Genomic DNA, 25,834 nt, shown 5'->3' with positions numbered 1-25,834 from the left:
CAGTCATGATTGTAAAGAGTAAGCTGCATCCCTGATACAGGGATTAACATAACAGAATTACCAGATAAACAAAGGGAAGCCGAAGCTTCCCTTAAACGTGTTTTAATGAGAGGGTTTTAGATATTCATCTAGGCTTTTACCTTCACCGGCTGTGGGAGAAGGGTCATCATCCATTGAGCAACCATATTCAGTGACATCATTACACATAAAAGTTGCCATCGCTTTAGCAATTTCATGTTCACCAATAATAATATGCTCAGCGCCACGCTCTTTAATAAAGCTGACTTCATCATCGTAGTGCGCGCGAACAATCACTGTGATATCTGGGTTTAGCTCTTTAGCATGCGCGACGATTTCACCTGCTTCATAACCATTTGGAATGGTAAGAAGCAGCGTTTTTGCACACTCAATACGAGCAAGGCTGATGATATCTCTATTAGCACCGTTACCTAAAATAGCACTGAACCCGTTTTCTGCTAGCTCTTCAAATTTAGCGCGAGTATCTTCAACCACGACTAATGGGATATCACGTCTACGCAGTTTATCTGCCAGCATAGTTCCTACACGACCGTAACCAACGATAATTGCATGGCCACAAATATCGACAGGAATTTGAGTTTCTTCTTCCAAAGTCTCTTCGAGTAACTGCTCTTCGGCGGTTTCGGTCTTCTCTAAGTACTTATCCAATAAGCTGAACAGCACTGGGTTAAGCATAATAGAGACAATGGCACCGGCTAACACAAGGTTTTGCGCCTCTTTATCCATCACGCCAAGCGCCATTCCCATCCCCGCTAAAATAAAGGCAAACTCACCGATTTGGGCAAGGCTGACAGAGATGGTTAATGCGGTTCGCCGCGAGTGACCAAATAAACGCACAAGCACCAACGCTGCGGCGGATTTACCCACAATGATAATAGCGAGAACAGCAATCACACCTAATGGGTGATCAATAATGACCACAGGGTCAAATAGCATACCAACAGACACAAAGAATAGAACAGCAAACGCATCTCTGAGCGGTAATGTGTCTTGTGCTGCACGGTGGCTTAGTTCTGACTCATTTAATACCATACCAGCAAAGAACGCGCCAAGAGCGAAGGAGGCATCAAATAAGGCGACAGCCGCATAGGCGATACCTAATGCAAGTGCCAATACAGCCAATGTAAACAGTTCACGAGAGCCGGTGGATGCGGTGCGCGATAAAATCCAAGGTATGACTCTGCGGCCAATCACTATCATGAGGATAATGAAGGCGACGACTTTACCTATTGTCCATGCAAGACCGATGAGTAACTCACTTAAGCTGGCTTGCTCTGAATTCATAATCGCGGCGGCGGCTGGTAGTAGTACCAGTGTTAATACCATTGCCAGATCTTCAACAATCAACCAGCCGATAGCAATTTTACCGCGTTGACTGTCAATCAGTTGCCGCTCTTCTAAGGCGCGAAGTAACACTACGGTACTGGCTGTGGATAAACAGAGGCCGAAAACAATCCCTGAAAAGGTTCCCCAACCAAAAAGGGTGGAAAGGCCTAAACCTAACAGTGTAGCAACCGCAATTTGTGCAATAGCACCGGGAATGGCGATGGTTTTAACCGCCATAAGATCTTTAAGCGAAAAGTGTAACCCAACGCCAAACATCAGTAGGATAACACCTATCTCAGCGAGTTCAGGTGCAAGTGTTGTATCGGCAACAAAACCAGGTGTAAAAGGACCGGCCAAGACTCCAGCCGCAAGATACCCCACTAGAGGGGAAATTTTTAATCGCTGAGCGATCATACCTAACAAATATGCAAGGGCGAGACCACCAACAATGGTTGTGATTAAGGGCGTAGAATGCTCCATTTAGTCTCCTTTTATTAATTTGAATTTTTTAGGAATAAAATTCCCGTATTTTGGAATGCGCTTTGCATATAATTCTATTTTATCGTTATTTGAGAAAAATTTCCTTAAAAAATTTCAATGTTTTTCAAATAAAAGTACTGTATTAGTGCTAAATCGTTACAAAGATGTCATTTTTATGATTTTTTATTGAATTTTAAGTGGGATATAGAAGGAAATGCCCATACTTATTTTTCAATAAGTATGGGTGAAATAAAGAGAAATGGTTATTTTTGTTCTAAATTTGGTAGTAGTACAGTGAAAATTCCTAATAATGGTAGAAAAGCACAATATTGATAAACTTGTTCAATACTGGTCTTATCGGCAATCTGCCCTAGCACTGCCGCTCCAACGCCTCCCATACCAAATGCTAATCCAAAAAATAGCCCTGAAATCATGCCTGTTTTACCGGGGATGAGATCTTGTGCGTAGACTAAAATGGCTGAAAATGCAGAAGCTAATATTAATCCGATAATAACGGTCAAAATACTGGTCCAGTACAGGGAAGCATGCGGTAGCATTAGCGTGAAAGGCGCAACGCCTAAAATAGAAAACCAAATAACATATTTGCGCCCGATCTTATCGCCAACAGGCCCACCAATCATGGTTCCTGCTGCGACGGCAAAGAGAAAAATAAACAGATGGAACTGGGCGTTTTGAACACTAACACCAAATTTATCAATGAGATAAAAGGTATAATAGCTACTAATGCTGGCTAGATAAAAGTACTTGGAAAAAATTAAAATCAGCAATATCGTCAATGAGCCAATCACCGCTTTACGTGGTAGTACTTTGACTTCCACGTGACGAACTGGTTTTTTGCTGGTGGTGCGATGCTGTTGCTTATACCAACGGCTCACTTGCAATAAAACCACAATAGCTAATAAGGCCGCCAGAGAGAACCAGCCAACGTTCCCTTTACCATATGGCTCAATGATGAGTGCCGCGAGTAGCGGGCCTAATGAGGAACCTAAATTTCCACCGACTTGGAAGAACGATTGTGCAAGGCCATGTCGCCCCCCTGATGCCATACGCGCAACGCGAGATGATTCAGGATGGAATACGGAAGAGCCTGTTCCTACCAGCGCAGCAGCAAGCAAAATAACCGGGAAGGTTTCCGCCATAGCGAGTAGCAACAAACCTGTTAGCGTAAAGCCCATTCCTATTGGGAGTGAATAAGGTTGTGGATGTTTGTCAGTATAATAGCCAATGATCGGTTGTAGTAGTGATGCCGTAATTTGGTAAGTCAACGTGATCAAACCAACCTGTGCAAAACTTAATGAAAAGTCGGATTGCAATAACGGATAAATAGCTAATATCAAAGACTGGATCATATCATTCAGTAAATGAGAGAAGCTAATTGCGGTTAGAATACTGAAAACGGTTTTGCCTGTTTTGCTGATAGGCTTTGATGGTGCGGTATTGCTAGAACTTGTTGTTTGGTCGCTCATAGTTAGTAACTTCTAGTTGTGTTGCACAATTGTTATCAATATAGCGTATTTGTAATTTATTTGAACTAATAAATATCACGATAAAAAAAGTCACTCGTGTCATTATTTTGATTGATGTCTCACTTTAATGAAACAAGCATCATTTTATGCACTGGTTATCTAATTATGATCGCGGTTTTGTGCTATATACTCATCATACTTCAACGTGTGGTGCTACTGACGGCGCTCATTCGTATGAGACACAGCCTGCCTTATATTTCTATGGTAATACGTCCGTGACGTATCTTAAATGATATAGAGTATAAGATAGGCGGTGATATTAAACTTATTATCTACTTATACCGCACAAAATTCCTATATCGGCAGGGAGAAAGAGATGAAATTAACCTTTAAAGCATCGGTATGCGCATTAACGGTATCTTTAGCACTGTTGCCTATCGCACAGGCAAATGCTTGGGAAAAAGATAAAACCTATAACATCACCATTTTGCATACTAATGACCATCATGGTCACTTCTGGCATAACGATCACGGTGAGTATGGCTTAGCGGCTCAAAAAACGGTGGTTGATGAAATCCGTGATGAAGTTGCGAAACAAGGTGGAAGCCTATTGCTGCTTTCTGGTGGTGATATCAATACAGGTGTACCTGAATCTGACTTGCAAGATGCAGAGCCTGATTTTAAAGGGATGAACTTAGTCGGTTATGATGCGATGGCATTAGGTAACCATGAGTTTGATAATCCGCTTGAAGTGTTACGTACCCAAGAAAAATGGGCTAATTTCCCATTCTTATCTGCCAACATTTACCAAACTAGCACCGGTAAACGCTTGTTCAAGCCTTATCAAATTTTTGATAAGCAAGGCGTCAAAATCGCCGTATTAGGATTGACCACGGACGATACAGCGAAACTCGGCAATCCAGCTAATTTCCCAGATGTGGAATTTAGAACGCCATCGGTAGAGGCGAAAAAAGTGATTGAAGAGCTGCGTGAGACTGAAAAGCCAGACATTATTATTGCAGCCACCCATATGGGGCACTACGATGACGGTCAACATGGTTCGAATGCACCGGGTGATGTTGAAATGGCGCGTAGTTTACCTGCTGGATATTTAGATATGATAGTAGGTGGTCACTCACAAGATCCCGTTTGTATGTCTGCGGAGAATAAAAACTATAAACAAGTCGACTATGTGCCGGGAACACCTTGTGCACCTGATAATCAAAATGGCACTTGGATCGTTCAAGCCCATGAATGGGGGAAATATGTCGGTCGCGCAGATTTCGAATTTAAAAATGGTAAGTTCACACTGAAACATTACCAATTGATCCCTATCAACTTGAAAAAGAAAGTGACTAAAGAAGATGGCACCACTGAGCGTGTCTATTACACTCAAGAAATTGCGCACAACCCAGAAATGATGAAGTTACTGACACCTTATCAAGAGAAAGGGGGTGAGCAGCTGAATGTTAAAGTTGGCTCTGTTGAAGGCAAACTCGAAGGCGACCGTAGTAAAGTTCGTTTTGTGCAAACTAACATGGGGCGTCTCTTGTTAGCGGCACAAAAAGAGCGTGCAGGTGCTGATTTTGCAATTATGAGTGGCGGCGGTGTCCGTGATTCGATTGAGAGTGGTGATATTACATATAAAGATGTTTTAAAGGTACAGCCATTTACGAATGAATTAGTGTATGTTGACTTCAAAGGCAGCGAAGTGCTTCCATATTTGCAGGCTGCTGCGAACATGAAACCTGATTCAGGCGCTTACGCACAGTTTTATAATGTCAGCTTGACTGTTAATCCGGATGGTAGCATCAGTGACGTGAAAATTGATGGTAAGCCAGTTGATCCTGAAAAAACTTACCGTATGGCAACACTGAATTTTAATGCTATAGGTGGTGATGGCTATCCGAAAATCGATAATCATCCTAACTACGTCAATACAGGGTTTGTCGATGCAGAAGTGTTGAAAGGCTATATTGAAAAACATTCACCACTAAAAGCGGCAGACTATGAACCAAAAGGCGAAATTGTTTATAAAAAATAATGCCCAAGTCGCCTATTAATAACATTTCAATAGGCGAGTGAACTGCTTACAAGGCCTGATCCCAGACAGTAACTGGGGTCAGGCCTTTTCGTTTGCTTTCATACTTTCATCTGCTTGCAATAGGCGAGTTATTGCCGTGTGCAAATGGGGGATAAAATCTTTTTTAGAGTAAGTCGCGAACTGGATTTGCGCCATAAAAAAGGGTAATTGATGCGCTAAGGCGGGATATTTATTGTGTAGCCGAGTGATATGTTCATCTAATGTATCTGGCCAGTCGGTGTCGTTAGGCGTCCGTAAAATATTTGTAGAGCGGATAAGTTTCTTAGAAGCTTCTTTGGATAATTTTAAGAACGTTGCCTGATCATCCGTACTTGCCATTTTCTGAATGTAATCTAAGAGAGTGGTGTGATAATCACCATTGACGGCTAAGGCGATGGCCCTTGATGGGCGGAATAGGGGAAAATATCGGGAAAGGTCGTCACCATAAATGATACGGCAATGGTGCTTTAGCCAGTATCCCCAACTGTTGGTGTTATTCGGTGACAGCACCTCCTGTTGACTGGCTATATCGAAATCCACCTTTGGAACAATAGGGTAAAGTCGAAGGCTATTTTCGCCTATCTTGCTGAGCGCTAAAGCCTCTGTGTTATCAATATTGCCGTGAAAAATAACACAGAGATCCAGATCGGATTTAGGAGGAGTAGCTTTGCCACGTGCAACGCTACCATAAATAAAAATACTGCAAATTCTATCGCCATACTGAGCGAGTAGTTGTGATTGAACAGATGTGAGTAGTTCTTGATATCTCGCGGGTATAGGTTGCTTTTTTAATGTGCAGATATAGCCATTTTCATCAACTGCCATTTTTGAGTACCTTTTTCATGATGAAGATTGCAGTAACAAGGAGCGTTTTATTCCCCCTTTATCTCGAGAAATCTATTTTGTGATCTGACCAAAAATAACGTAAATCCAGCAAGTTAACAAATGCCGTTGGTTAAGCTTACTAATTTTGCACCTTGAAAGAGGTCATCTACGGTATGTCTTTATGATCGATCACGGAAGCGGGCTCCGGTGGTGCACCAAGGATAACATTAGGCCAGCGCAATACAGCGGCTGACGCTTCTGTTTGTCCTCCGTAGGCGTATAACAGCATAATGCCGCCGGGCTTAATCGATTTTTGTATCGCTGCGGTATACAGATGGATCGGCATCATGGCGGGGCCATTGTAAGCAAATTGAGGAAATGTATTGATGACCCGTTTGGTTTCGATCCCCAATACATTAGCGGAAAACTCGGCATGCCAAGCTGTCGGGGCATTGAGTGCGACACAATCGATATCGTTAATAGAGAGTTTTGCTTTGGCTAATGCGCCTTTTACGGTCTGTTTAAGGTAATATTCCGCTGTTGAACGTAGCACGTGGGTTACTGGCTTATTGAAACTGAGGCGGATATGTTGCGCTGTTGGCGAATATTGGTCTTCGACGACCTTAAAGCACCAAGTGCCACATGTTTCACCAAGGTGTAACGATTTAGAGCCCAGCAGGCCATATCCTTCTTTAACAGGGCCTACGATGAAGGCGGTGGATGCGTCACCATGAAAACGCATGGCGGCATTGTCGTCGTCAAGTGCCCGAGAGAATAGTGCTGTGGCAATGACTAATACCTTGTTATTTAAGCCGCTGCTTACCAAGCCACAAGCTGTTAGTAATGCTGACATCGAGCTATTACAGGTTGCCCCAATATTAAAGGCGCCACCACCGATACCGAGTGCCTGTGCGATATAGCCTGCATCACCACAACCAATATGGTCATCAAACATGGAAGTGACAATGAGGCAATCTATATCACTAGCGGCGACTTTTGCGGCTGATAACACCTTGGTTGCTGCTTTGATCCCGAGTGAGGAAGCGCTTTCATGATTGACCACGACTCTGCGCTCGACACTGCCTAAAAAGGGATCGGATAGATAAGGTTGCATGGCTTTATCATAAAGAGACTGGTGTTGGTGAGTTGAAAATTTAGGTGAATGAGAAGAGGTGATGGCCTCTTTATCCCACCATGCATTAGTGCGTAAACCTTCTGGTAAATGAATGGCAACAGCTTGAATTCCAACTGATAACATAGGTTCTCCTTACATGGTTTCTATGATGATGCCAAATGCATTGAGCGTTCATAACATTCATCGCAAATAAAACAGAAACGGTTTTTAACCTTTAGGAGTCTGTTTGAGTTGTTACTATTAAGACGGATATAAATTATTATTTTATTTATACGGTAAATAATAATTTTTGGATTTTTAAATGTAATATAAAAATAAATATTAATTTATAATTTTCATAATTCAAGCTGGTAGCATATAAAAATATGCTTATATATCAATCGATTTAATAAAGGTGCTCATTTATTTTAGATGATGACTATTTTATAAAGTTATGATAAATCGACTGGCTTATGACTTATAAATAATAAAGTATAAACCAGTATGATGAATTGATAGTGTAAGGGAAATGAGAGTATTATCGATAACAACGCTCAGGGGATTTACACTTTCTTTATTTCAGCAAATGTTGCATTGAGAACGCGAGCTAAATCCTGTGGCGCTATTTCAATGTCTAACCCTCTTTTACCGCCAGAAATAAAGATGGTGGAAAATTGTTGCGCTTGGCTATCGATAACGGTAGGCAGACGTTTTTTCTGCCCTAGTGGGCTTATCCCTCCAACTAAATAACCTGTTGTTTTTTGTGCTATCTGTGGGTCGGCCATTTCAACTTTTTTGGTTTTGAAAACCTTAGCAACCAGTTTTAAATCTAACTGCCCTGATACAGGGGTTACTGCGACCGCTAACGTTTTTTGATCACCATTAAGTGCAATAAGTAGCGTTTTGAAAACTTGTTTAGCATCTAAACCGAGTTTGCTCACTGCTTCATTACCAAAATCATGCACATTAGGATCATGATCATAAGGGTGGAGCGTGAAGTTTATTTTTTGTTTTTCAAGTAACTTTACAGCGGGAGTCATGTTTTTACCTGTTTTGTATTCAATTTCGTAGATAACTAACTAAACTATCATCACCAAATAAATGTAAAGCACCAACGGTAACCACATAATTACCATCAGGTAATGCCTTTAGCTTGCTACTCCAATCTTGGTTACGTTGTTCCATGAGAACACGATAAACATCATCACTGAATGTTTTAGGTAATGTGACACGGTTATGGGGTTGGTAATCAAGCCACCAGCTTATCATGGTCTGTAATGAACGGGCATTAGCGCGCCAGTGCTCTAACGTATCTTGTAATAAAGGTAAGCCTTCTTGGGGCAAGTTTAATAATAGCTCGACTTGCGCATCAGTACCTTCCAACTCGATGATTTTCATCCGCTGAGATTGTGCATTACGGAGTAATTGGTAATCAATCCCATAGTGCCCGTGTAGTCCTAACCCTTGAGCTTGGGTGGATTGTAAAATTAGGGCGACTTGCCATGAGGGTAACGCATCAAATTGGCTTGGATTTTGATGTATTTCTTGGCAGCAACTTTGCAGTCGTTGATATTCGTCAGTGCTTAGGCGATCTTGTAGGGGGGCACGAAGAGCATTATCGGTTATAAAGGGGGAGCGGGTATCCGTGATGTCGGCTTCAACAATCAGGGCATCGGCTTGATTGAGTTTATCGAGAAGAATGTCAGAAAGTGGAAACATGTTTTCAGTTCCCATATGAATACTACCAACAATATGCAGCTTAAGATTTTTTGATAAGCGAACATCAATAGCTGGATAAGGGTAGACGGGAGCTGCTTCTGTATGTAACCAGTTTTTTAAGTTTTCGAGCAGCTTGGCCATTTCACTTTCCTACGTTTTAGTATCAGTCCTTTAGATTAAACAATCTTGTAGCGATTTGCGACTCACTTTGCGCTATTTTATCTGTAAAATTGGATTGGGGTTAGGCATGATATCACGAGCAATTTACCTAAGCGTGAAAAGCCCGACATTCAGTTAAACTCAATGTCGGGCTGTAGCCTATTGTTGTTTCGGTTTAAAGCGTAGCAGTCGGTTGGCGTTAGTCACGACGGTGATTGAGGAGAGGGCCATTGCTGCACCTGCAACCACAGGGTTCAACAATGTTCCTGTTAGAGGGTAAAGAATACCCGCTGCAATTGGGATCCCCAATGTGTTGTAGACAAAGGCACCGAATAGGTTTTGTTTCATATTGCGCAATGTGCCTTTTGAAATGGCAACCGCATCTGCAACACCATGTAGGCTTTGGCGCATTAAGGTAATCGATGCTGTTTCTATCGCAATATCACTGCCGCCTCCCATTGCGATACCAACATCGGCACGGGCCAGTGCGGGGGCATCGTTGATCCCATCGCCAACCATTGCCACTTTATGGCCTTTGGCTTGTAAAGCTTCGATTGCAGCCGATTTACCATCTGGCATGACGCCTGCGATCACTTCATCAATTCCCGCTTCTTTTGCGATGGCTTTTGCGGTAACTGGGTTATCCCCTGTTAACATAACTAAACGAAAGCCTTGTTTATGTAAGCGAGCTAAGGCACTGACGCTGTCTTCACGTAATGGATCACGGATAGAAAGCAATGCAGCGATTTTATCTTCTACGGCTAACAAAACGGGGGTGACCCCCATTGAAGCTTGTTGATGCAATGTTTCTTCAATCGCACTGGTATCGATATGACTTTGCATCAATAATTTTTGGTTACCAAGTAATACCGTTTTGCCTTCGATGACGGCACTGACACCGAGACCCGCTAATGTCCTAAATTGTTCGCTTGTAGGGAAGGAGAGCCCTTTGGCTCGATTGACAATTGCACGAGCAAGCGGGTGGTTAGAGCCACTTTCCAATGAAGCCGCAAGTTGTAGTACTTCTGTCTCAGAAAAGCCATTAAAGGTATGGATATCGGTAACCTGTGGCATGCCTTCTGTTAATGTGCCCGTTTTATCGAAGACGATAGTGTCTAACTCACTTGCTTGTTGCAGAGCATCGGCATCACGGACAAGCACACCAAATTCTGCCGCCCGCCCAACGCCAGAGATGATTGACATGGGGGTCGCCAGACCAAGAGCACACGGACAAGCAATAATCAAAACAGTCGTGGTGATGACTAATGCGTAGGTAATTTGCGGGGCTGGGCCGACAAAATACCAAATAAGCCCTGAAATAACAGCAATGGCAACCACGACAGGTACGAATATCGATGAAATACGATCGGCTAATTGGCCAATTTGAGGCTTACTGCTTTGAGCTTGGCGCACAAGATGGATAATACGCGCTAGTGTGGTTTGGCTACCCACAGCCGCCGCGCGAAATAACACAGTACCATCTTGAACGACAGTGCCTGCATGTACCTGATCGCCTTTGCTTTTTTGTTGAGGAATGGGTTCACCGGTTAGCATCGCTTCATCTAGCCAGACTTCACCTTCAATAATTTCGCCATCAACAGGTACACGATCCCCCGTTGTTAGGCGTAAAGTCATCCCTTTTTTGACTTGCTCAAGTGGCATATCCACTTCACCTTGCTCGGTAACCACGCGGGCAGTCGGAGGCGTCAAGTCCAGTAATCGCTCTAAAGCTTTTGAGGAGCGCTGGCGGGCTCGTTGCTCTAGTGCATGGCCTAAATTAATCAGACCAATAATCATCGCACTGGCTTCATAGTAGAGATGGCGTGCTTGTTCAGGGAAAATCTCAGGCCACAAGTTGACGACAATTGAGTATAACCAAGCAGCACCTGTACCGAGTGCGACCAAAGTATCCATTGTCGCACTGCCATTTTTTAGGCTTTGCCAAGCGTTTTTATAGAAATGACCACCAGCAAAGACCATCACAGCGAAAGTTAAAACCCCAATGGTTAGCCAAATTGAGTGGTTTTGTGGCGTGAGCATCATATTGTCGCCGATCATCCCCCAGATCATCACAGGGATACCAAGGGCTAATGCAAGTACAGATTGCCAACGAAAACGGCGCATATTTGCATCAGCGACTTGTTGCTGCCGTGCTCGGCGTTCAGCTTCGTCTTGTATGATTTCGGCGCCGTAGCCAGCGTTTTCCACCGCAGCTATCAGTGCGGCTGGCTGCGCGGTTCCCGTCACTAGCGCGCTACGCTCAGCAAGGTTAACACGGGCATTTTCAACGCCCGGAACACTGTTGAGGGCTTTTTGCACTTTATTAACGCAACTTGCACAAGTCATACCATCTAATAATAGCTGGATACTGTCATCTGAAGGGGAGATGTCAGGTTGCTCGCCTAAATCGGACTCTTGAGCCGGTATTTCACAGATTGCCGCTGAGTCAGTTTCCGGCTGTTCAGGCGATTTTGCTAGCGGCTGCGTTTTTGGGAAGTTAGCCCCCGCTTGATTTAATGTGGCTTGGTAACCCGCATCAGCCACAGCGGCAATTAACGCCTCTACAGGTGCATTACCATATATCACGGCAGAGTTAGTATCGACATCCGCATGATCAACACCGTCAACGGCCTCAAGGGCAAGGCGGGTTTTTTCAGCACATTTCATGCAACTAAGCCCCGATAATGCTAATGTCACCTGACTGGGTTGTGCCACTTTTGCATGATAGCCTGCTTGCTCAACCGCATTAATTAAGGTATCTGCTGCTGCACTACCGTAAACTTTTGCTTGTTGAGTATCGACAATAGCAGCCGCTACACCGTCAACCGCTTCAAGTGCTTGCTGTGTTTTACCGGCACAGTTCATGCAGCTAAGGCCGGATAGCTGTAGCGTGATATCCGGTTGTTCGGCCATTTTTGCGTCATAACCCGCCTGTTGAATAGTTTCAATCAATGATTGAGCGCTAGCATTACTTTCAATCACTGCATACTCAATGGTGACGTTGAAATGATCAATGTCCGAGCGGGCTTCAAGTGCTTTGGTGACTGTACCAACACAGTGCATACAACTTAGCCCTTGCAGGGAGAGAATGATTTTGCTACTCATAAGTAAAATCTCCTTAACTCATGACGGATCCTGTCGTTTTTATTATCATGGCAGAATACACTGAAATTTTTAAACAAATATAAATTTTTTGATATGTAGGGAAGGTTAAACCTTCCCTCAAGGGTAAGGTCAAGGGGTATGATGAATATTAGTGAAATTGCCAAGAAAACCGGTCTTACCGCAAAGGCCATTCGTTTTTACGAAGAAAAAGGTTTAATTACTCCACCTGAAAGGGGGGAAAATAGTTATCGCTATTATCAAGATAGACACCTTAATGAATTAGGTCTGTTAAAACAGGCAAAAGATGTCGGTTTTACGTTAGAAGAGTGCGGCGAGTTATTGAGTTTGTTCCGTAACCCAGCAAGACACAGCGCGGATGTGAAAAATACCACAATGGCGAAAATTGCAGAGTTAGAGCAGACAATCGCGAAATTGTCTGCTATTAAAGATACGCTGCAAAACTTAGTGGACGCTTGTCCCGGTGATGAGAATGCAGACTGCCCGATTATTGATCACTTGTCTCGGGGTTGTTGCCATCATGATAAGGCTTAACATGCAGAGTGATCCCATCCACTGAGGTGATGATCACCTCAGTGCCTGCTTTTAAAGGTCGCTCACTGTATGTTCGCCAACTGCCATCGGCTAGGCGTGCGCGGCTAAAACCTTCATCCGTATCGGAAATCAGACGGACTTTAGTGCCAATGAGTTGGTGGCTCTTTTGGTTGACCTCATCTGCTTGTGAGTTTTTACGTAAACTCAACCATTTCCGCCATAATACGGCTGAAAGGATAGTTAAGATAGCAAATAAAATCCCTTGCCATTCCCAACCCAGAAAAGGCAGCACGAAAGTAATGATCGCCACCGCAACAGCAGCGATCCCCGACCATAATAGATAACCACCTGTGCCGAGCAGTTCACCAATCAGCAATAAACCACCAAGGCATAGCCAAAACCATGCGGGTTGAGCGCTGATAAGTTCTATCATGAGTTTTCCTGTTTCTTATTCGAGTGCGTTTTTTTGCTTTCACCGACAAGTTCAGCAATCCCTCCGATAGCGCCCATTAAATTGCTCGCCTCAAGTGGCATCATGATCACTTTACTGTTGTCAGCAGAGCCAATACTTGTCAGTGCCTCGGTATATTTCTGAGCAACGAAATAGTTGATTGCTTGCATATCACCCGCCGCGATAGCCTCAGAAACCATCTTAGTCGCTTTTGCTTCCGCCTCAGCAGCCCTTTCACGGGCTTCTGCTTGTAAGAATGCAGATTGACGATCCCCTTCTGCTTTGAGAATTTGTGACTGTTTTTCACCTTCCGCTTTCAAGATAGCCGCTTGACGAATACCTTCAGCTTCCAGAATGTCGGCACGCTTAGTACGCTCTGCTTTCATCTGCGCATTCATCGCGTTGACTAGCTCTTTCGGCGGCTTAACATCACGAATTTCGATACGGGTGATTTTCACCCCCCAAGGGTTGGTTGCGTCATCCACAATGTGCAGAAGGCGTGAGTTGATGGAATCTCGTTGTGACAACATCTCGTCCAGCTCCATGGAGCCTAATACGGTACGAATATTGGTCATTGTCAGGTTCAAAACAGACAGCTCGAGATTGCTAACTTCATAAGCTGCACGCACTGGGTCAACGACTTGAATAAAACAGACGGCATCGATGGTGACGTTAGCATTATCACGCGAGATAACTTCTTGCGATGGGATATCAAGGACTTGCTCCATCATATTGATGCGACGACCTATTTTATCCATAAATGGCACAATAATATGTAACCCCGGCTGCAATGTTCTGGTATAACGACCAAAACGTTCAACCGTCCATTGATAGCCTTGCGGTACTGTTTTGACACAGGTAAAAACAATAACAATCGCAATAAAAATAATAATCGGTATAGCACCAAACGCGAACAAATCCATGATCATTCCTTATTTAGTAAAGTAATGAATATACTTGTCGGCGATACTTACTGGCCATCGCATCTCCTGTTCCCATTGCCGACATAATATCCATCATTGTTTTTTTCACGGCGCCATCTCCAGCGCTGAGGTCTTTTTTCAAGAAGCTAAATAGCATTTCTAAAGCTTCTTCATTGCGATTCACTTCATGTAATTTTAATGCCAATTGCACAGCTAGCTCGGCATTGTCTGAGTCAGCATCAAATTCTTGTTGTAATTGCTGGATCTCTGGCGTATCCGCCGCTTGTCTGAGCAACTCAATTTGTGCCACTAACCCTTGATAGCGGCTATCTTGGTCCTGCATCGGAACCGATGTCAGTGTTTTTTCTGCCTCATCCACAAGATTCAGACCGATCTGTGTTTCTGCTAATAACAGGGTGATATCACTGTTTTTCTCATTAAGCTGATGCGCTTCTTTAAGTAACGGCAGCGCTTCTTGAGGTTTCCCCTCAGCAATCAACTCTGCTGCTTGTGCGGCTTTCAACTCTTCTGGACTAGGCAATACGCGCGAAAGCATCTCTAATACGACTTCTTCGGGTTGAGGGCCTTGGAAACCATCAACAGGACGACCTTCTTGCAGAATATAAACGGTTGGTATTGCTCTAAGACCAAATTGAGCTGCAACATTTTGCTCTACGTCACAATTGACGCGCGCCAACATAAACAGACCCGCATAGTCATTGGCAATTTTATCGAGAGTCGCACCAAACTCTTGACAGTGCGGGCTTTGTGCAGACCAGAAGTAGAACATAACTGGCATCTGCATGGATTGTTCTACAACTTGGTGTAAATTTTGTTCATTAACATCCACGATTTGGGCAAAAGATTGCATAAAATATCTCTTTTAAATAAGTTTTTAATACTCTAAAGGTGGGGCTATTTTATTTTTTTTCAAGCCTTTTTTCCCTGACCTGCCAGTATTTTATCCATCAAGCAATCCGGTAGCAGCCGTTTCAGTATGCGAACTATGACGGTGAGCAAAGTGACTGAATAACGGATACGTGGACGAGGGCTTTCAAGGGCATGTACCAATTTTGCGACCACATGTTCTGGCGTTAAGGTAAAACATTGTGCAATTCCTGGGTTTTTAACCGGATTATCTTGCTGTGTTTGCGCCACATTACTGGTGAAATTGGTATGGATGGGGCCTGGTTCAATTAAACTGACATGGACACCCGTGCCTTTTAGCTCCAAACGGAGTGCATCGGACCATGCCTCTAACGCATATTTACTCGCTGCATAGGCACCACGACCCGGCGTTGAAATAATTCCCATTACCGAGCTAGTTTGTACGATACGCCCCTCATGATGAGCAAGCATGGCTGGAAGCAAGCGCAAGGTCAATTGGTGTATTCCGAAAAAGTTAGTCGAAAATTGAGACTCTAATTGCTGGCGGTTAATACTCGTTAGCGCGCCGTACACACCAAAGCCGGCATTATTGAATAAGCCAAAAAGGCGCCCTTGGCATAGCGTCAATACCTCATCGGCAGCGCTATCTATGCTATGGCTATCATCGAGGTCGAGTACAACAGTATCGAAGCCTAGTCCTTTTAGGTGCAAAACATCAGCTTCTTTACGGCAGGCAACTATCACATGATAACCTCGTTTGCGAAGTGTTTGGGCGGCACAAAAGCCAATACCGCTAGAAGCACCGGTGATAAATACCGACTTTTGCATAACTTTACCTACCTATAGGCTCAAATTGATATAAAAACTGCTTTACAATTACCCACTTATTTATTCTTTTAATTTGCTGAAGAAGTTAAATAAGGGAGTAATTGTTTTTCCATAAAATCAGCGATAGAAGGTTGAGCTTCTACAGTTGGGTGAATACCATCTTGTTGGATCCACTCAGGTTTAGTAATGATGGTTTCCATATAAAAAGGCAGTAGTGGAACCGCGTTTTGTTGTGCAAGTGCAGGATAAACATTTTCGAAACTAGAAGTATAACGCTTACCGTAGTTCGGCGGTATACGAATTTGCATTAAAAGCGGTTTCGCACCGGACTGCGTTATTTGTTCAATAATTTGTTGTAGTGTGTTCTCCATCTGTTTAACAGATAGCCCTTGCAAACCATCGTTTGCACCTAACTCGATCAATACCCAATCGGGTTTGTGTTGTTCAAGTAAGGCAGGAAGGCGCTCTAGCCCTTGGGCTGAGGTGTTTCCACTAATGCTACCGTTAATGACAATAACGGGTGGCGACGATTTCTGCCAACGTTCGGCAAGGAGTGAAGCCCATGCTTGCTCTGCCGGTAAGCGATAGCCTGCACTGAGGCTGTCACCAAGGATTAACAGTTTTGTGGCTGCGAGTGCTTGCCCACTTGCGACAAATAATAGGAGAAATACCAGTAAATGTCGGCGGAAAATATTCTTGAAGTTCATCATCTCATTAAACGTGTTGGTCAAGGGGAACATGAACTCACTATATTGCAAGGTGTTGAACTAATTGTCGAGTCCGGTCAAACAATTGCATTAATTGGCGAGTCTGGTTCTGGTAAGTCGACATTATTAGGCATTATTGCCGGTTTAGATGATGGTAGCAGTGGCAGCGTTAGCCTATTAGGGCACGAATTGACCCAAATGGATGAAGAACAACGCGCTTATTTGCGTGCCCAGAGTGTGGGCTTTGTTTTTCAATCTTTTATGTTGATACCAACACTTAATGCCCTCGAAAATGTGCAATTGCCTGCTCTATTGCGAGGTGAGCCAGAGTCACAGAGCTATCAACAAGCAGCCGCCTTGCTTTCTGAACTTGGGTTAGGCCATCGCTTAAAACATATGCCGGCGCAGTTATCTGGAGGTGAACAGCAGCGCGTTGCATTAGCAAGAGCATTTAATGGGCGGCCTAAAATTCTGTTTGCCGATGAGCCAACGGGAAACCTTGACCGACATACTGGCGATAAAATCGCCGATCTTCTATTTTCCATGAACAAAGAGCATGGCACAACATTGATCCTTGTGACACATGATAACGAATTAGCTGCCCGTTGCCAGCGTCGCTTACGACTGGTAGATGGTGTATTGAGGGAAGAAGCATGATTTGGCGTTGGTTTTGGCGTGAGTGGAAAACGCCATCACTTCTGATCGTCTGGCTGGCGCTGACTTTAGCCGTCGCTTGTGTGCTTGCTTTAGGGCGTATTAGTGACCGTATTGAAAATAGCATGAGCTACCAAAGCCGAGAGCTATTAGCGGGTGACTTGGTGTTGCGCTCCTCTTATCCCAGTGATCCTGAGTGGTTGCAACAAGCAGAAGCGATGGGGCTAAAACTAAGCCAACAAATGTCGTTTTCTACTATGGCTTATTCGACGGCTGATGAAGATTTACGTCCACAATTAGTGCTGGTTAAAGCCGCAGATCAGGCTTATCCACTTTATGGCGAGCTTATCACTGAGCCAGCCGGACTTCGACCAACCAAAGGGGAAATTTTAGTTGCCCCTCGCTTGTTGGAGTTACTTAACTTAAAAATTGGCGATAACATCGATATTGGCGACGCGACCCTAAAAGTTGCTGGAACATTAGTCCAAGAGCCGGATAGCGGCTTTAACCCATTCCAAATCGCTCCGAGAGTACTTATCTCATTAGAAGATGCTGAATTGACAGGCGCCGTGCAGGTGGGGAGTCGATTAACCTATCGAGATATGTTTGCTGGAGAAACCGCCACAGTTGATGCTTTTGAATCTCAGTTTGATGGGCAATTAAGAACGGATCAACGTTGGTTTACGTTAAAAGAAAATAGTGGGGCGGTAGGAAAAACTTTCCAGCGGGCGCAGCAATTTTTATTACTGTCGGTATTGCTGACATTGTTGCTAGCAATAGCGGCGGTGGTGGTATCGATGACTCACTATTGCCGTAGCCGCCACCAATTAGTTGCTGTACTTAAAACCTTGGGTGCAGGGCGCTCGGCGTTACAAAAATGGATAATAGGCCAGTGGTTGGCTATTTTGATAGCCGCAGCCTTGCTAGGGTCGCTACTAGGGCTAGCTTTTGAAGGCATTTTAATGCAAATACTCGGTGCAATGCTGCCGAAAGCGTTACCTTCTGCCAGTTTATGGCCATGGGTTTGGGCGATTGGAACTTTGTTTGTGATTGCTATTCTCGTGGGGATTCGTCCTTATCGTCAGTTAATTGCAACGCAGCCATCACGGGTATTACGTGAAGATGCTAACTCACCTGTTTGGCCATTACGTTACTATTTACCTATTGTCACCTTAATTGTTGTTGGTGGGTTATTTCTGTTTACAGGTGTGAACCCACTATTATGGTCGATTTTAGTGGGCATCGTGATCGTCGCTATTTTATTAGCTTTGATTGGTTGGTTGGGGTTATGGGTACTACGCCAATTTAAGTTTAAGCAATTAAGCTTACGGCTTTCGGTGAGCCGTTTATTGCGTCAACCTTTACAAACGGTCTCGCAAATGAGTGCCTTTTCACTCTCATTTATGCTGTTAGCCCTGTTGATTCTAGTCAGAGGGGATTTATTGGATAGGTGGCAGCAACAACTGCCAGCGGATAGCCCTAATTACTTTTTGATCAATATGAATGAATCGCAGATTAAACCTGTAACGGAGCTACTTGTGCAACACCAAGTGAAGCCGACGGAGTTTTATCCTGTGATCTTAGCGCGTTTATCAGAGATAAATGATAGCTCAGCGATAGAGTGGGCGGACGAACGTGATCCAAATAATAATACCGTGCGACGCGAGCTGAGCCTAACATGGCGAGCTAAACTACCGGAAGCCAATGTGGTTGATGAAGGCACTTGGCCGCCTAAAGACGGTGAGGTCTCTATCGAGCAAACCGTCGTGAAACAATTAGGACTTAAAATCGGAGATAAACTCACTTTTAATGCCGGCGCTCAGGTATTTAGTGCAACAGTCACTAGTATTCGTACTGTTGATTGGGAAAGTTTACGACCAAACTTCTTCTTTATCTTTGCTGAAGGAACATTAAAAGATGTGCCTGCAACATGGATGAGCAGTTTCCATTATGATGGCGACGGTAAGCTACTGACAGACTTAAGTCGTCATTATCCAACCATCAATGTATTGGATACAGGGGCATTAATTACTCAAATACAACAAATCCTTCAACAGGTCAGCCAAGCACTGGAAGTGATGGTCGTGTTGGTGATCTTTTGTGGCCTACTGTTGTTATTAGCGCAAATTCAGGTTGGTATGAGCCAGCGGGAGCGTGAGTTAGTGGTCTATCGTACCTTGGGGGCAAGCCGGAAACTGATGCGTAAAACCTTATGGAGTGAGTTTGCGCTATTAGGGCTAATGGCTGGATTAGCTGCTGCCTTTGGTGCTGAGGTCGCTTTATGGTTACTGCAAACTCGCGTGTTTGATTTCCCTTGGCAGCCTGAATGGTCAATGTGGTTACTATTACCATTATGTGCAGCCCTATTACTGTCTATTTGTGGTAGTTGGTTAGGATTAAGATTGCTAGGAACAGGCAATCAGCATCGTCGCATGCCGAATAATTAATCGCATTGATATACCACACAACAACCTTTCAACGCCCAGATCGCAGATAACATGTGAGCTGGGCTATTCCCTATTTAGCCGCGAATTTTATTTCTTTGAAAAATAGCTTGTTACTTGCCCTAGTTGAATAAAATAACTGTCTTATATCTATCACTAAACTGTCATCAATGCTGTTTATGATCCTATGGTCAACAAATGATTAACTATTTGATAGGAATATAATAATGCAGCATCGCCGCACCATAAAATTGCGCTCTTTATCATTACTCGCGACATTGATTACTTTTTCTACCACGGGATACGCACAACAAGAAGTTTCAGCAACATTAGCAGGGCACGCGGTGTTACCTGTGAATTCGACGATATCTGCCCCAGCGGATACAGCGAAAGATTTACAAAACAGTGGTAAATACACGACGGGAAGTCGTATTGAGACATTGGGAAGCGTTGAAGGGAAGTCAGCCGATCGCCCGACAGGCATGCATGTTCCCATTAAAGGGCAGCCATTACAAGGGCACTCAGGCATCAAACGTATGTCAGATGGCACTTATTGGGTACTGACTGACAATGGCTACGGCAATAAAGTTAACTCACCTGATTCAATGCTGTATTTAACTCAATACGACATCGACTTTAAAACTGGAAAAGCAACGCCATTAAAAACGGTTTTCTTTCATGATCCCGATAAAATCATTCCGTTCCATATTATTAATGAAAGCACGGATAAGCGTTATTTAACCGGAAGTGATTTCGACCCTGAAAGCTTCCAGTTTGCCGATGGCGCATTATGGGTTGGAGAGGAGTTTGGCCCGTATTTGATTAAGATGGATCTGAATGGCAAGGTGCTTGCTCTCTTTGAAACGTACGTTGATGGGAAAAAGGTCGTGTCACCAGATCATTATCAAGTGACAACACCGGCTAAGCCAAGCGATAGCGTCAGCTTTCAAGTGAACCGTTCAAAAGGTTTTGAGGGGATGGCCTCATCGCCAGATGGTAGCAAACTCTATCCAATGCTCGAAGGCGCATTGTGGGATAGCGAAAAACAAGATTATGAGAGCGTAGAAGGGAAACGGGCTGCACGCATTCTTGAATTTGATGTGAAAAAACAACAATGGACGGGGCGTAGCTGGTTATATGTTTTTGAAGATAATCAAAATGCCATCGGTGATTTTAATATGATTGACGATACTCATGGCTTGATTATTGAACGTGATAATGGCGAGGGAACCGCCGATAAAGCTTGTGCAGAGGGGGCTACGGATACCCAACATTGCTTTAGTCATTTAGCTAAATTTAAGCGAGTTTATCGGGTTGAATTTTCCGATAAAAACCAAGGTAAGCCAGTTAATAAGCAAGCCTATGTAGACTTAATGAATATTAAAGATCCTGAAGGCGTCGCGAAGAAACCATTGAATAATGGCGTATTTACCTTCCCATTCTTTACAATTGAAAATGTGGATGTTGTCGACGGTGAACACATCATTGTTGGCAACGATAATAATTATCCATTCTCATCCAGTCGCGAACCGAACCAAGCGGATGATAACGAATTTATTTTATTGAAAGTGCCTGCGTTGTTAAATCCTTAATTTCCTTGTCTATATTGATTTTGCTCGGGGAGTAGCCCGAGCTTTTTTATTTATCGCCAATTGTAAACATCGTGATTTTTACCGCCACCATTATTTTTTAGCGGATAACTCAGGCGGCTTCATCATTAATGTAAACATTAGCACCACAATAACGGGAGCCACAATAATAAGAAATGCCGGCGTGAAACTGTGCGTATAATCTTTAATAGCACCAGCAATAAAGGGGGCTAAGCAAGCGAGGGTCGATAGCAAATTAACGACAGAAAATAACTCTAAATAGGGGCCTCTGCCAAAATAGTTCGATAATAATACGCTAGATGCTAAGAAAGTCATGCCATAGCCGATACCAACACAGAGCACAAACAGTATTAACCATAACCAAGAGGTGGCGATACTGAGAGAAATAACCCCAATGATCATAATAATCAAACTACCAATTAACAGTTTTTTCGGTTCCAACCATTCGCCCGCCGCACCGCCAATAAAGCGTGAAAATGCGTTCACAAATGCCATGGTACTGAGTAATGAAACAGCTACGGTGATCCCAAAACCACGCTCTTCAATATGAGCGACGGCAAAACTGTTTACTGTAATACCGCACCATAAAAATGAGGTATAGGTTGCTGCGATTAAATAGAATTGCCAAGTACGTAGCGCACGGCGTACTGTCCAAACTTCTTTGGTGCGATAAATAGGTTTGCTAACATCACTGACCTGTTTTTGTACCACGCTTTTAGCGTGTTCACGTTCGCGTTGACCTTCGCGTAAGACCAAAATAGTCAGCAGTGTGACAATACCGAGATAAAGCGCACAGAGTACCCAGTGCATACGCCATGACCCTAACTGGTTTGACGCATAGAAATAGATCCAAGGCCCCGCGACGCCCCCTAATCCCCCGATGGTAAAATAGAGGCCAAAAGCGAGAGACTGTTTTTCAAATAGGCGAGAAAGAACATAGGTTCCCGGAACGGTCGCGAGTAGAGTAAAGCCTATACCTATCAGGGCAGTACCGAGAAAATAGCGACTGATGGTTTCGGTCGAATAGAGGCTATAAAACCCTGCGATAAAGACGAGAGCACCGAGTAAAAGGGTGAGGCGAACGCCGATTTTACGGATCAGGACAGACGGAAGAAAACTGGCTAAACCACAAGTCAACCCCAATAACGTGAAACCAAACCCTGCCTCTGTCCAACTCCATTGCAGTTCCTCAATCATACTGGGGAGAACAACACCTAACGAGGTAAAGGTTGTCGCGGTGGCTAAAAAATAGACCATCCCTAACAAAATGAGGATACTCCACTGATAAAGTGGGCTAAACAACGGGGAATTTGAGGCTACCATGTCAACTCCGGTCACTCTGCCTGTTTTTTGCACAAAAAAGACAGCGATATAAACGCAAAATGCCCGAAAATATCGGGCATCGTATCGCGCTATTTTCCCTGTTTATTGGGCATAGTACCAGTTTAATTTTGCTTTTGCCCATTCAATGCCACTTTTGTACTCATTTGGTAACATATCGACGAGTGCGTCTAATGTATCAGCAAGCTTTGACGGAGCATTATGCGTGAGATTTAAATGACCAACCTTGCGGGCTGGGCGTACTTCTTTTTCATACCAGTGTAAGTGTACGAGTGGTAGTCTCAGCCAGTGTGAGTTGACATCAGTACCAATCAAATTAACCATAACGGATGGACTAAACACTTCAGGTGATGGCATTGGTAAATCTAAAATAGCCCTCAAATGTAGCTCAAATTGGCTAATGGAGGCGCCATTTTGAGTCCAATGGCCGCTATTATGCACGCGAGGAGCAAGCTCATTGATGAGTAACTTATCACCAACCACAAAGCATTCCATTGCCATCACGCCAACATAATCTAACTCATTCATTACTGCACTCAACATGGATTGTGCTTGTTTTTGCTGTGAGTTATCTGCCTTCGGAAACGCTACGCTGGTACGTAAAATCCCTTCTTGATGTAGGTTATGGGTAATCGGATAAAACACACTCTCACCAGCGCGGTTACGTGCGCCAATGACTGAAACTTCGGCATCAAAAGGGATACCTTGTTCGACAATGCACTCCCCGTAGATTTCATCGGGGAGGCTGGCTTCATCACCAGGGCGAACACGCCATTGACCGCGCCCATCATAGCCACCAGTCCTACGTTTAACTATCAAAAAATCGCCAAGCGTTGAGAATAACTCAGGCCATTGATCTTTGGATTCAAGACAGGCCCAAGGAGCGGTTGCTAGGCCCAATGAATCAAATAGACTTTTTTGGGGGAACCTGTCAGCTAGGCGAGGGAAAATATCGCGATTAATAAACGCATTATGGCGGGCCAATTCTTTGGTCAGTGGTGTCTCAGGCCAGCGCTCAATTTCTGCAGTAATGACACTTTGTTGATAGGGAACGGCTTCTGGCTCGGCATCTAAACCAACAGGAAACACCGCGATACCAAGTGGTTCACCTGCTTGGCGTAACATTCTTCCTAATTGACCATTACCAAGGACACAAACAGGTTTCATTACGCCTCCCGAGGGTCTGGGTTGTTCAACACGTCATTAGTTTGACTTTCGCGCCAAGCCGATAGGCGTGTTAATAAGGCTGTGTCAGTGTTTGCTAAAATTTGCGCTGCCAATAATGCCGCATTTGCTGCTCCAGCTTTGCCAATTGCTAATGTGCCAACAGGAATGCCTTTTGGCATTTGCACAATAGAATAGAGACTATCGACACCGCTTAAAGCCGCACTTTGTACAGGAACACCTAATACAGGAACCAATGTTTTCGCAGCTAGCATCCCCGGCAAATGTGCCGCGCCACCTGCACCAGCAATGATCACATCAAAGCCATTTGCTTTTGCTTTTTCAGCAAAGGAGAATAATTTATCAGGCGTACGGTGTGCTGAGACGATTTCAACGTGAAAGGGCACTTGCAGCTCAGTTAAAACATCCGCCGCATGTTGCATAGTTGACCAGTCACTTTTAGAACCCATAACAATGGCGATTTTAGCCGCAGATTGTGCAGATACTTGGGCAGTCATTTGATGTGATCCTGTGGTTAATAAACTTTCACCGTGAGGTGGGAAAAATAAATTATCTCGATCATATCATGGTAAAAGGGTAAGGAAAACGTTTGCGTGGTTAAAATGTCAGCAAACAGACTGGGGGTTTAAGAGCGAGTCGAGTGTGTCTTAGGCTCGAAAGGGAAAAAAATAAGTTCGATACCTTGTTCGTTAATCACAAATGCGGAGCCTTCATGGTGCCATGCTCCTAATACACCACGATAGCAGCACTTATCGCCAACCTTCACTTCATGAATAGCAGGACGATGTGTATGCCCATGGATCATCCAATCAGCTTGGTAATTTGTTAAGGCGTTAATCACCGCTTGTGGGTTGACATCCATGATTGATTCGGCCTTCATACTGCTGGCGTATTGGCTGTTTTGGCGCATTTTTTCTGCTATCCGCCGGCGAATAAACAGCGGTAGGGCTAAAAATAGGCGTTGGATCCAAGGCGTATGCACTTTTTTACGGTAATTTTGATAAGCCTGATCATCAATACACAGTGTATCACCGTGTAAAATGAGTACGCGTTTACCATAAAGCTCCAGTAATGTTTCTTGGTTGAGTATAGTCATACCACATTGTTTGGCATAACGTTTCCCAAGTAAAAAGTCTCGATTACCATGGATAAAGTAGCAGGGAATGCCTCGCTCAGTGAGCATTGTTAGGGCATTGGCGACTTGCTGGTGGAGTGGGGTTTTATCGTCATCTCCAATCCAGTAATTGAAAAAATCACCGAGTATATAGAGGCTATCGGCATGAATTGCTTGCTGATGAATAAAATTCATAAAACCGGCGGTGATCGCCGGTTCATCTTCACTCAAATGCAAATCTGCAATGATATAAGTGGACATATTGTTGAGTCGAATTATTCGCTAACAGTCACTTTTTCGATCACAACATCTTCGCGAGGAACGTCTTGGTGGAAACCGCTGTTTCCTGTTGCAACGCCTTTGATTTTGTCAACAACGTCCATGCCTTCTACAACTTCAGCAAAGACACAATAGCCCCAGCCTTCAGGACGTTCTGAACGGAAGTTAAGGAAGTCGTTATCAACAACGTTAATGAAGAACTGTGCTGTCGCTGAGTGAGGGTCGTTGGTACGTGCCATAGCAAGAGTACCACGCGTATTTTTTAAGCCATTGTTAGCTTCGTTTTTGATTTGTGCTTTTGTTGCTTTTTGTTTCATGCCTGGCTCAAAGCCACCGCCTTGGATCATGAAACCGTCAATGACTCGATGGAAAATGGTATTATTGTAAAAACCTTCACGGCAATAGCTTAAAAAGTTTTCGACAGTAACAGGGGCTTTATCGTCAAAAGTCTTAATAACAATATCACCGTGATTGGTATGAAAAGTAACCATAATAGCTATCCTGAATAATTGTTTTATTGC

22 protein-coding genes are annotated in these 25,834 nt (G+C 43.9%); 5 read left to right on the top strand and 17 right to left on the bottom strand.

The window, feature by feature from the left end:
• Positions 1 to 102 precede the first annotated feature (102 nt).
• A complete protein-coding gene (gene ybaL, locus PR699_RS06090; protein WP_004922404.1) occupies positions 103 to 1,845 on the bottom strand; it encodes a YbaL family putative K(+) efflux transporter in 1,743 nt (580 codons plus the stop codon).
• A gap of 263 nt (positions 1,846 to 2,108) precedes the next feature.
• Positions 2,109 to 3,332, bottom strand: a complete 1,224-nt coding sequence (locus tag PR699_RS06085; protein ID WP_004922399.1) for an MFS transporter — start codon at positions 3,330 to 3,332, stop codon at positions 2,109 to 2,111.
• Between the two features lie 376 nt (positions 3,333 to 3,708).
• Here PR699_RS06085 and ushA point away from each other — a divergent pair, with 376 nt between their 5' ends.
• Complete coding sequence (gene ushA / locus PR699_RS06080; RefSeq protein WP_004922398.1) at positions 3,709 to 5,376, top strand: bifunctional UDP-sugar hydrolase/5'-nucleotidase UshA; 1,668 nt, start codon at positions 3,709 to 3,711, stop codon at positions 5,374 to 5,376.
• Positions 5,377 to 5,454: 78 nt separating this feature from the next.
• On the opposite strand, the gene PR699_RS06075 is transcribed toward ushA, so the two are convergent.
• The 5 genes from PR699_RS06075 to copA all read right to left on the bottom strand — a co-directional run bounded on the left by PR699_RS06075 (position 5,455) and on the right by copA (position 12,337).
• Positions 5,455 to 6,240 carry a nucleotidyltransferase domain-containing protein gene (locus PR699_RS06075; RefSeq protein WP_014656548.1) on the bottom strand — a complete coding sequence of 262 codons (786 nt, stop codon included), beginning with the start codon at positions 6,238 to 6,240 and terminating at the stop codon, positions 5,455 to 5,457.
• A gap of 166 nt (positions 6,241 to 6,406) precedes the next feature.
• Entirely contained in the window at positions 6,407 to 7,498 is a 1,092-nt protein-coding gene (locus tag PR699_RS06070) for a 3-oxoacyl-ACP synthase III family protein (RefSeq protein ID WP_014656547.1), read from the bottom strand.
• A gap of 419 nt (positions 7,499 to 7,917) precedes the next feature.
• Positions 7,918 to 8,394, bottom strand: coding sequence for a Cys-tRNA(Pro)/Cys-tRNA(Cys) deacylase YbaK (ybaK, locus tag PR699_RS06065; protein WP_004922388.1), 477 nt, complete (start codon positions 8,392 to 8,394; stop codon positions 7,918 to 7,920).
• A 19-nt stretch (positions 8,395 to 8,413) separates the two neighbouring features.
• Positions 8,414 to 9,214 (bottom strand): TraB/GumN family protein, encoded by an 801-nt coding sequence (locus PR699_RS06060; protein ID WP_014656546.1) that lies wholly within the window; start codon positions 9,212 to 9,214, stop codon positions 8,414 to 8,416.
• Between the two features lie 177 nt (positions 9,215 to 9,391).
• Positions 9,392 to 12,337, bottom strand: a complete 2,946-nt coding sequence (gene copA, locus PR699_RS06055) for a copper-exporting P-type ATPase CopA (protein WP_014656545.1) — start codon at positions 12,335 to 12,337, stop codon at positions 9,392 to 9,394.
• Positions 12,338 to 12,478: 141 nt separating this feature from the next.
• Between copA and cueR the strand changes: the two genes are divergently transcribed.
• Positions 12,479 to 12,889, top strand: a complete 411-nt coding sequence (gene cueR / locus PR699_RS06050; protein WP_014656544.1) for a Cu(I)-responsive transcriptional regulator — start codon at positions 12,479 to 12,481, stop codon at positions 12,887 to 12,889.
• On the opposite strand, the gene PR699_RS06045 is transcribed toward cueR, so the two are convergent.
• The 5 genes from PR699_RS06045 to tesA all read right to left on the bottom strand — a co-directional run bounded on the left by PR699_RS06045 (position 12,843) and on the right by tesA (position 16,689).
• Positions 12,843 to 13,322, bottom strand: coding sequence for an NfeD family protein (locus PR699_RS06045; protein ID WP_014656543.1), 480 nt, complete (start codon positions 13,320 to 13,322; stop codon positions 12,843 to 12,845). The genes cueR and PR699_RS06045 overlap by 47 nt on opposite strands.
• Positions 13,319 to 14,263, bottom strand: a complete 945-nt coding sequence (locus tag PR699_RS06040) for an SPFH domain-containing protein (protein ID WP_014656542.1) — start codon at positions 14,261 to 14,263, stop codon at positions 13,319 to 13,321. The genes PR699_RS06045 and PR699_RS06040 overlap by 4 nt, the downstream gene beginning before the upstream one ends.
• Positions 14,264 to 14,276: 13 nt before the next feature.
• Positions 14,277 to 15,134 (bottom strand): co-chaperone YbbN, encoded by an 858-nt coding sequence (locus PR699_RS06035; RefSeq protein WP_014656541.1) that lies wholly within the window; start codon positions 15,132 to 15,134, stop codon positions 14,277 to 14,279.
• A 59-nt stretch (positions 15,135 to 15,193) separates the two neighbouring features.
• The gene (locus PR699_RS06030; protein ID WP_014656540.1) at positions 15,194 to 15,979 is read right to left on the bottom strand and encodes an SDR family oxidoreductase; all 786 of its coding nucleotides are present in this window, start codon (positions 15,977 to 15,979) and stop codon (positions 15,194 to 15,196) included.
• Between the two features lie 68 nt (positions 15,980 to 16,047).
• Positions 16,048 to 16,689, bottom strand: a complete 642-nt coding sequence (gene tesA, locus PR699_RS06025; protein WP_036941282.1) for a multifunctional acyl-CoA thioesterase I/protease I/lysophospholipase L1 — start codon at positions 16,687 to 16,689, stop codon at positions 16,048 to 16,050.
• Between tesA and ybbA the strand changes: the two genes are divergently transcribed.
• From ybbA to PR699_RS06010, 3 genes are all read left to right on the top strand, one after another.
• Complete coding sequence (gene ybbA / locus PR699_RS06020; protein WP_014656538.1) at positions 16,657 to 17,343, top strand: putative ABC transporter ATP-binding protein YbbA; 687 nt, start codon at positions 16,657 to 16,659, stop codon at positions 17,341 to 17,343. The two genes, tesA and ybbA, sit on opposite strands and share 33 nt — an antisense overlap.
• Positions 17,340 to 19,787, top strand: a complete 2,448-nt coding sequence (gene ybbP, locus PR699_RS06015; protein ID WP_004922364.1) for a putative ABC transporter permease subunit YbbP — start codon at positions 17,340 to 17,342, stop codon at positions 19,785 to 19,787. The genes ybbA and ybbP overlap by 4 nt, the downstream gene beginning before the upstream one ends.
• Positions 19,788 to 20,011: 224 nt before the next feature.
• Positions 20,012 to 21,376, top strand: a complete 1,365-nt coding sequence (locus PR699_RS06010; RefSeq protein ID WP_014656537.1) for an esterase-like activity of phytase family protein — start codon at positions 20,012 to 20,014, stop codon at positions 21,374 to 21,376.
• 90 nt (positions 21,377 to 21,466) lie between these two features.
• On the opposite strand, the gene PR699_RS06005 is transcribed toward PR699_RS06010, so the two are convergent.
• From PR699_RS06005 to ppiB, 5 genes are all read right to left on the bottom strand, one after another.
• On the bottom strand, positions 21,467 to 22,717 hold the full coding sequence (locus tag PR699_RS06005; RefSeq protein WP_014656536.1) for a CynX/NimT family MFS transporter: 1,251 nt from the start codon (positions 22,715 to 22,717) through the stop codon (positions 21,467 to 21,469).
• Between the two features lie 102 nt (positions 22,718 to 22,819).
• Positions 22,820 to 23,902 carry a 5-(carboxyamino)imidazole ribonucleotide synthase gene (gene purK, locus PR699_RS06000; RefSeq protein WP_004922355.1) on the bottom strand — a complete coding sequence of 361 codons (1,083 nt, stop codon included), beginning with the start codon at positions 23,900 to 23,902 and terminating at the stop codon, positions 22,820 to 22,822.
• Complete coding sequence (gene purE / locus PR699_RS05995; RefSeq protein ID WP_004922352.1) at positions 23,902 to 24,417, bottom strand: 5-(carboxyamino)imidazole ribonucleotide mutase; 516 nt, start codon at positions 24,415 to 24,417, stop codon at positions 23,902 to 23,904. The genes purK and purE overlap by 1 nt, the downstream gene beginning before the upstream one ends.
• Positions 24,418 to 24,545: 128 nt before the next feature.
• Positions 24,546 to 25,295, bottom strand: coding sequence for a UDP-2,3-diacylglucosamine diphosphatase (locus tag PR699_RS05990; RefSeq protein WP_014656535.1), 750 nt, complete (start codon positions 25,293 to 25,295; stop codon positions 24,546 to 24,548).
• A gap of 14 nt (positions 25,296 to 25,309) precedes the next feature.
• Entirely contained in the window at positions 25,310 to 25,804 is a 495-nt protein-coding gene (gene ppiB, locus PR699_RS05985; RefSeq protein ID WP_004922346.1) for a peptidylprolyl isomerase B, read from the bottom strand.
• Between the last annotated feature and the right edge of the window lie 30 nt (positions 25,805 to 25,834).

The organism is Providencia sp. PROV268 (assembly GCF_028477805.1).
Classification (GTDB): Bacteria; Pseudomonadota; Gammaproteobacteria; order Enterobacterales; family Enterobacteriaceae; genus Providencia; species Providencia stuartii.
This window is presented reverse-complemented; position numbering and strand designations above follow the sequence as displayed.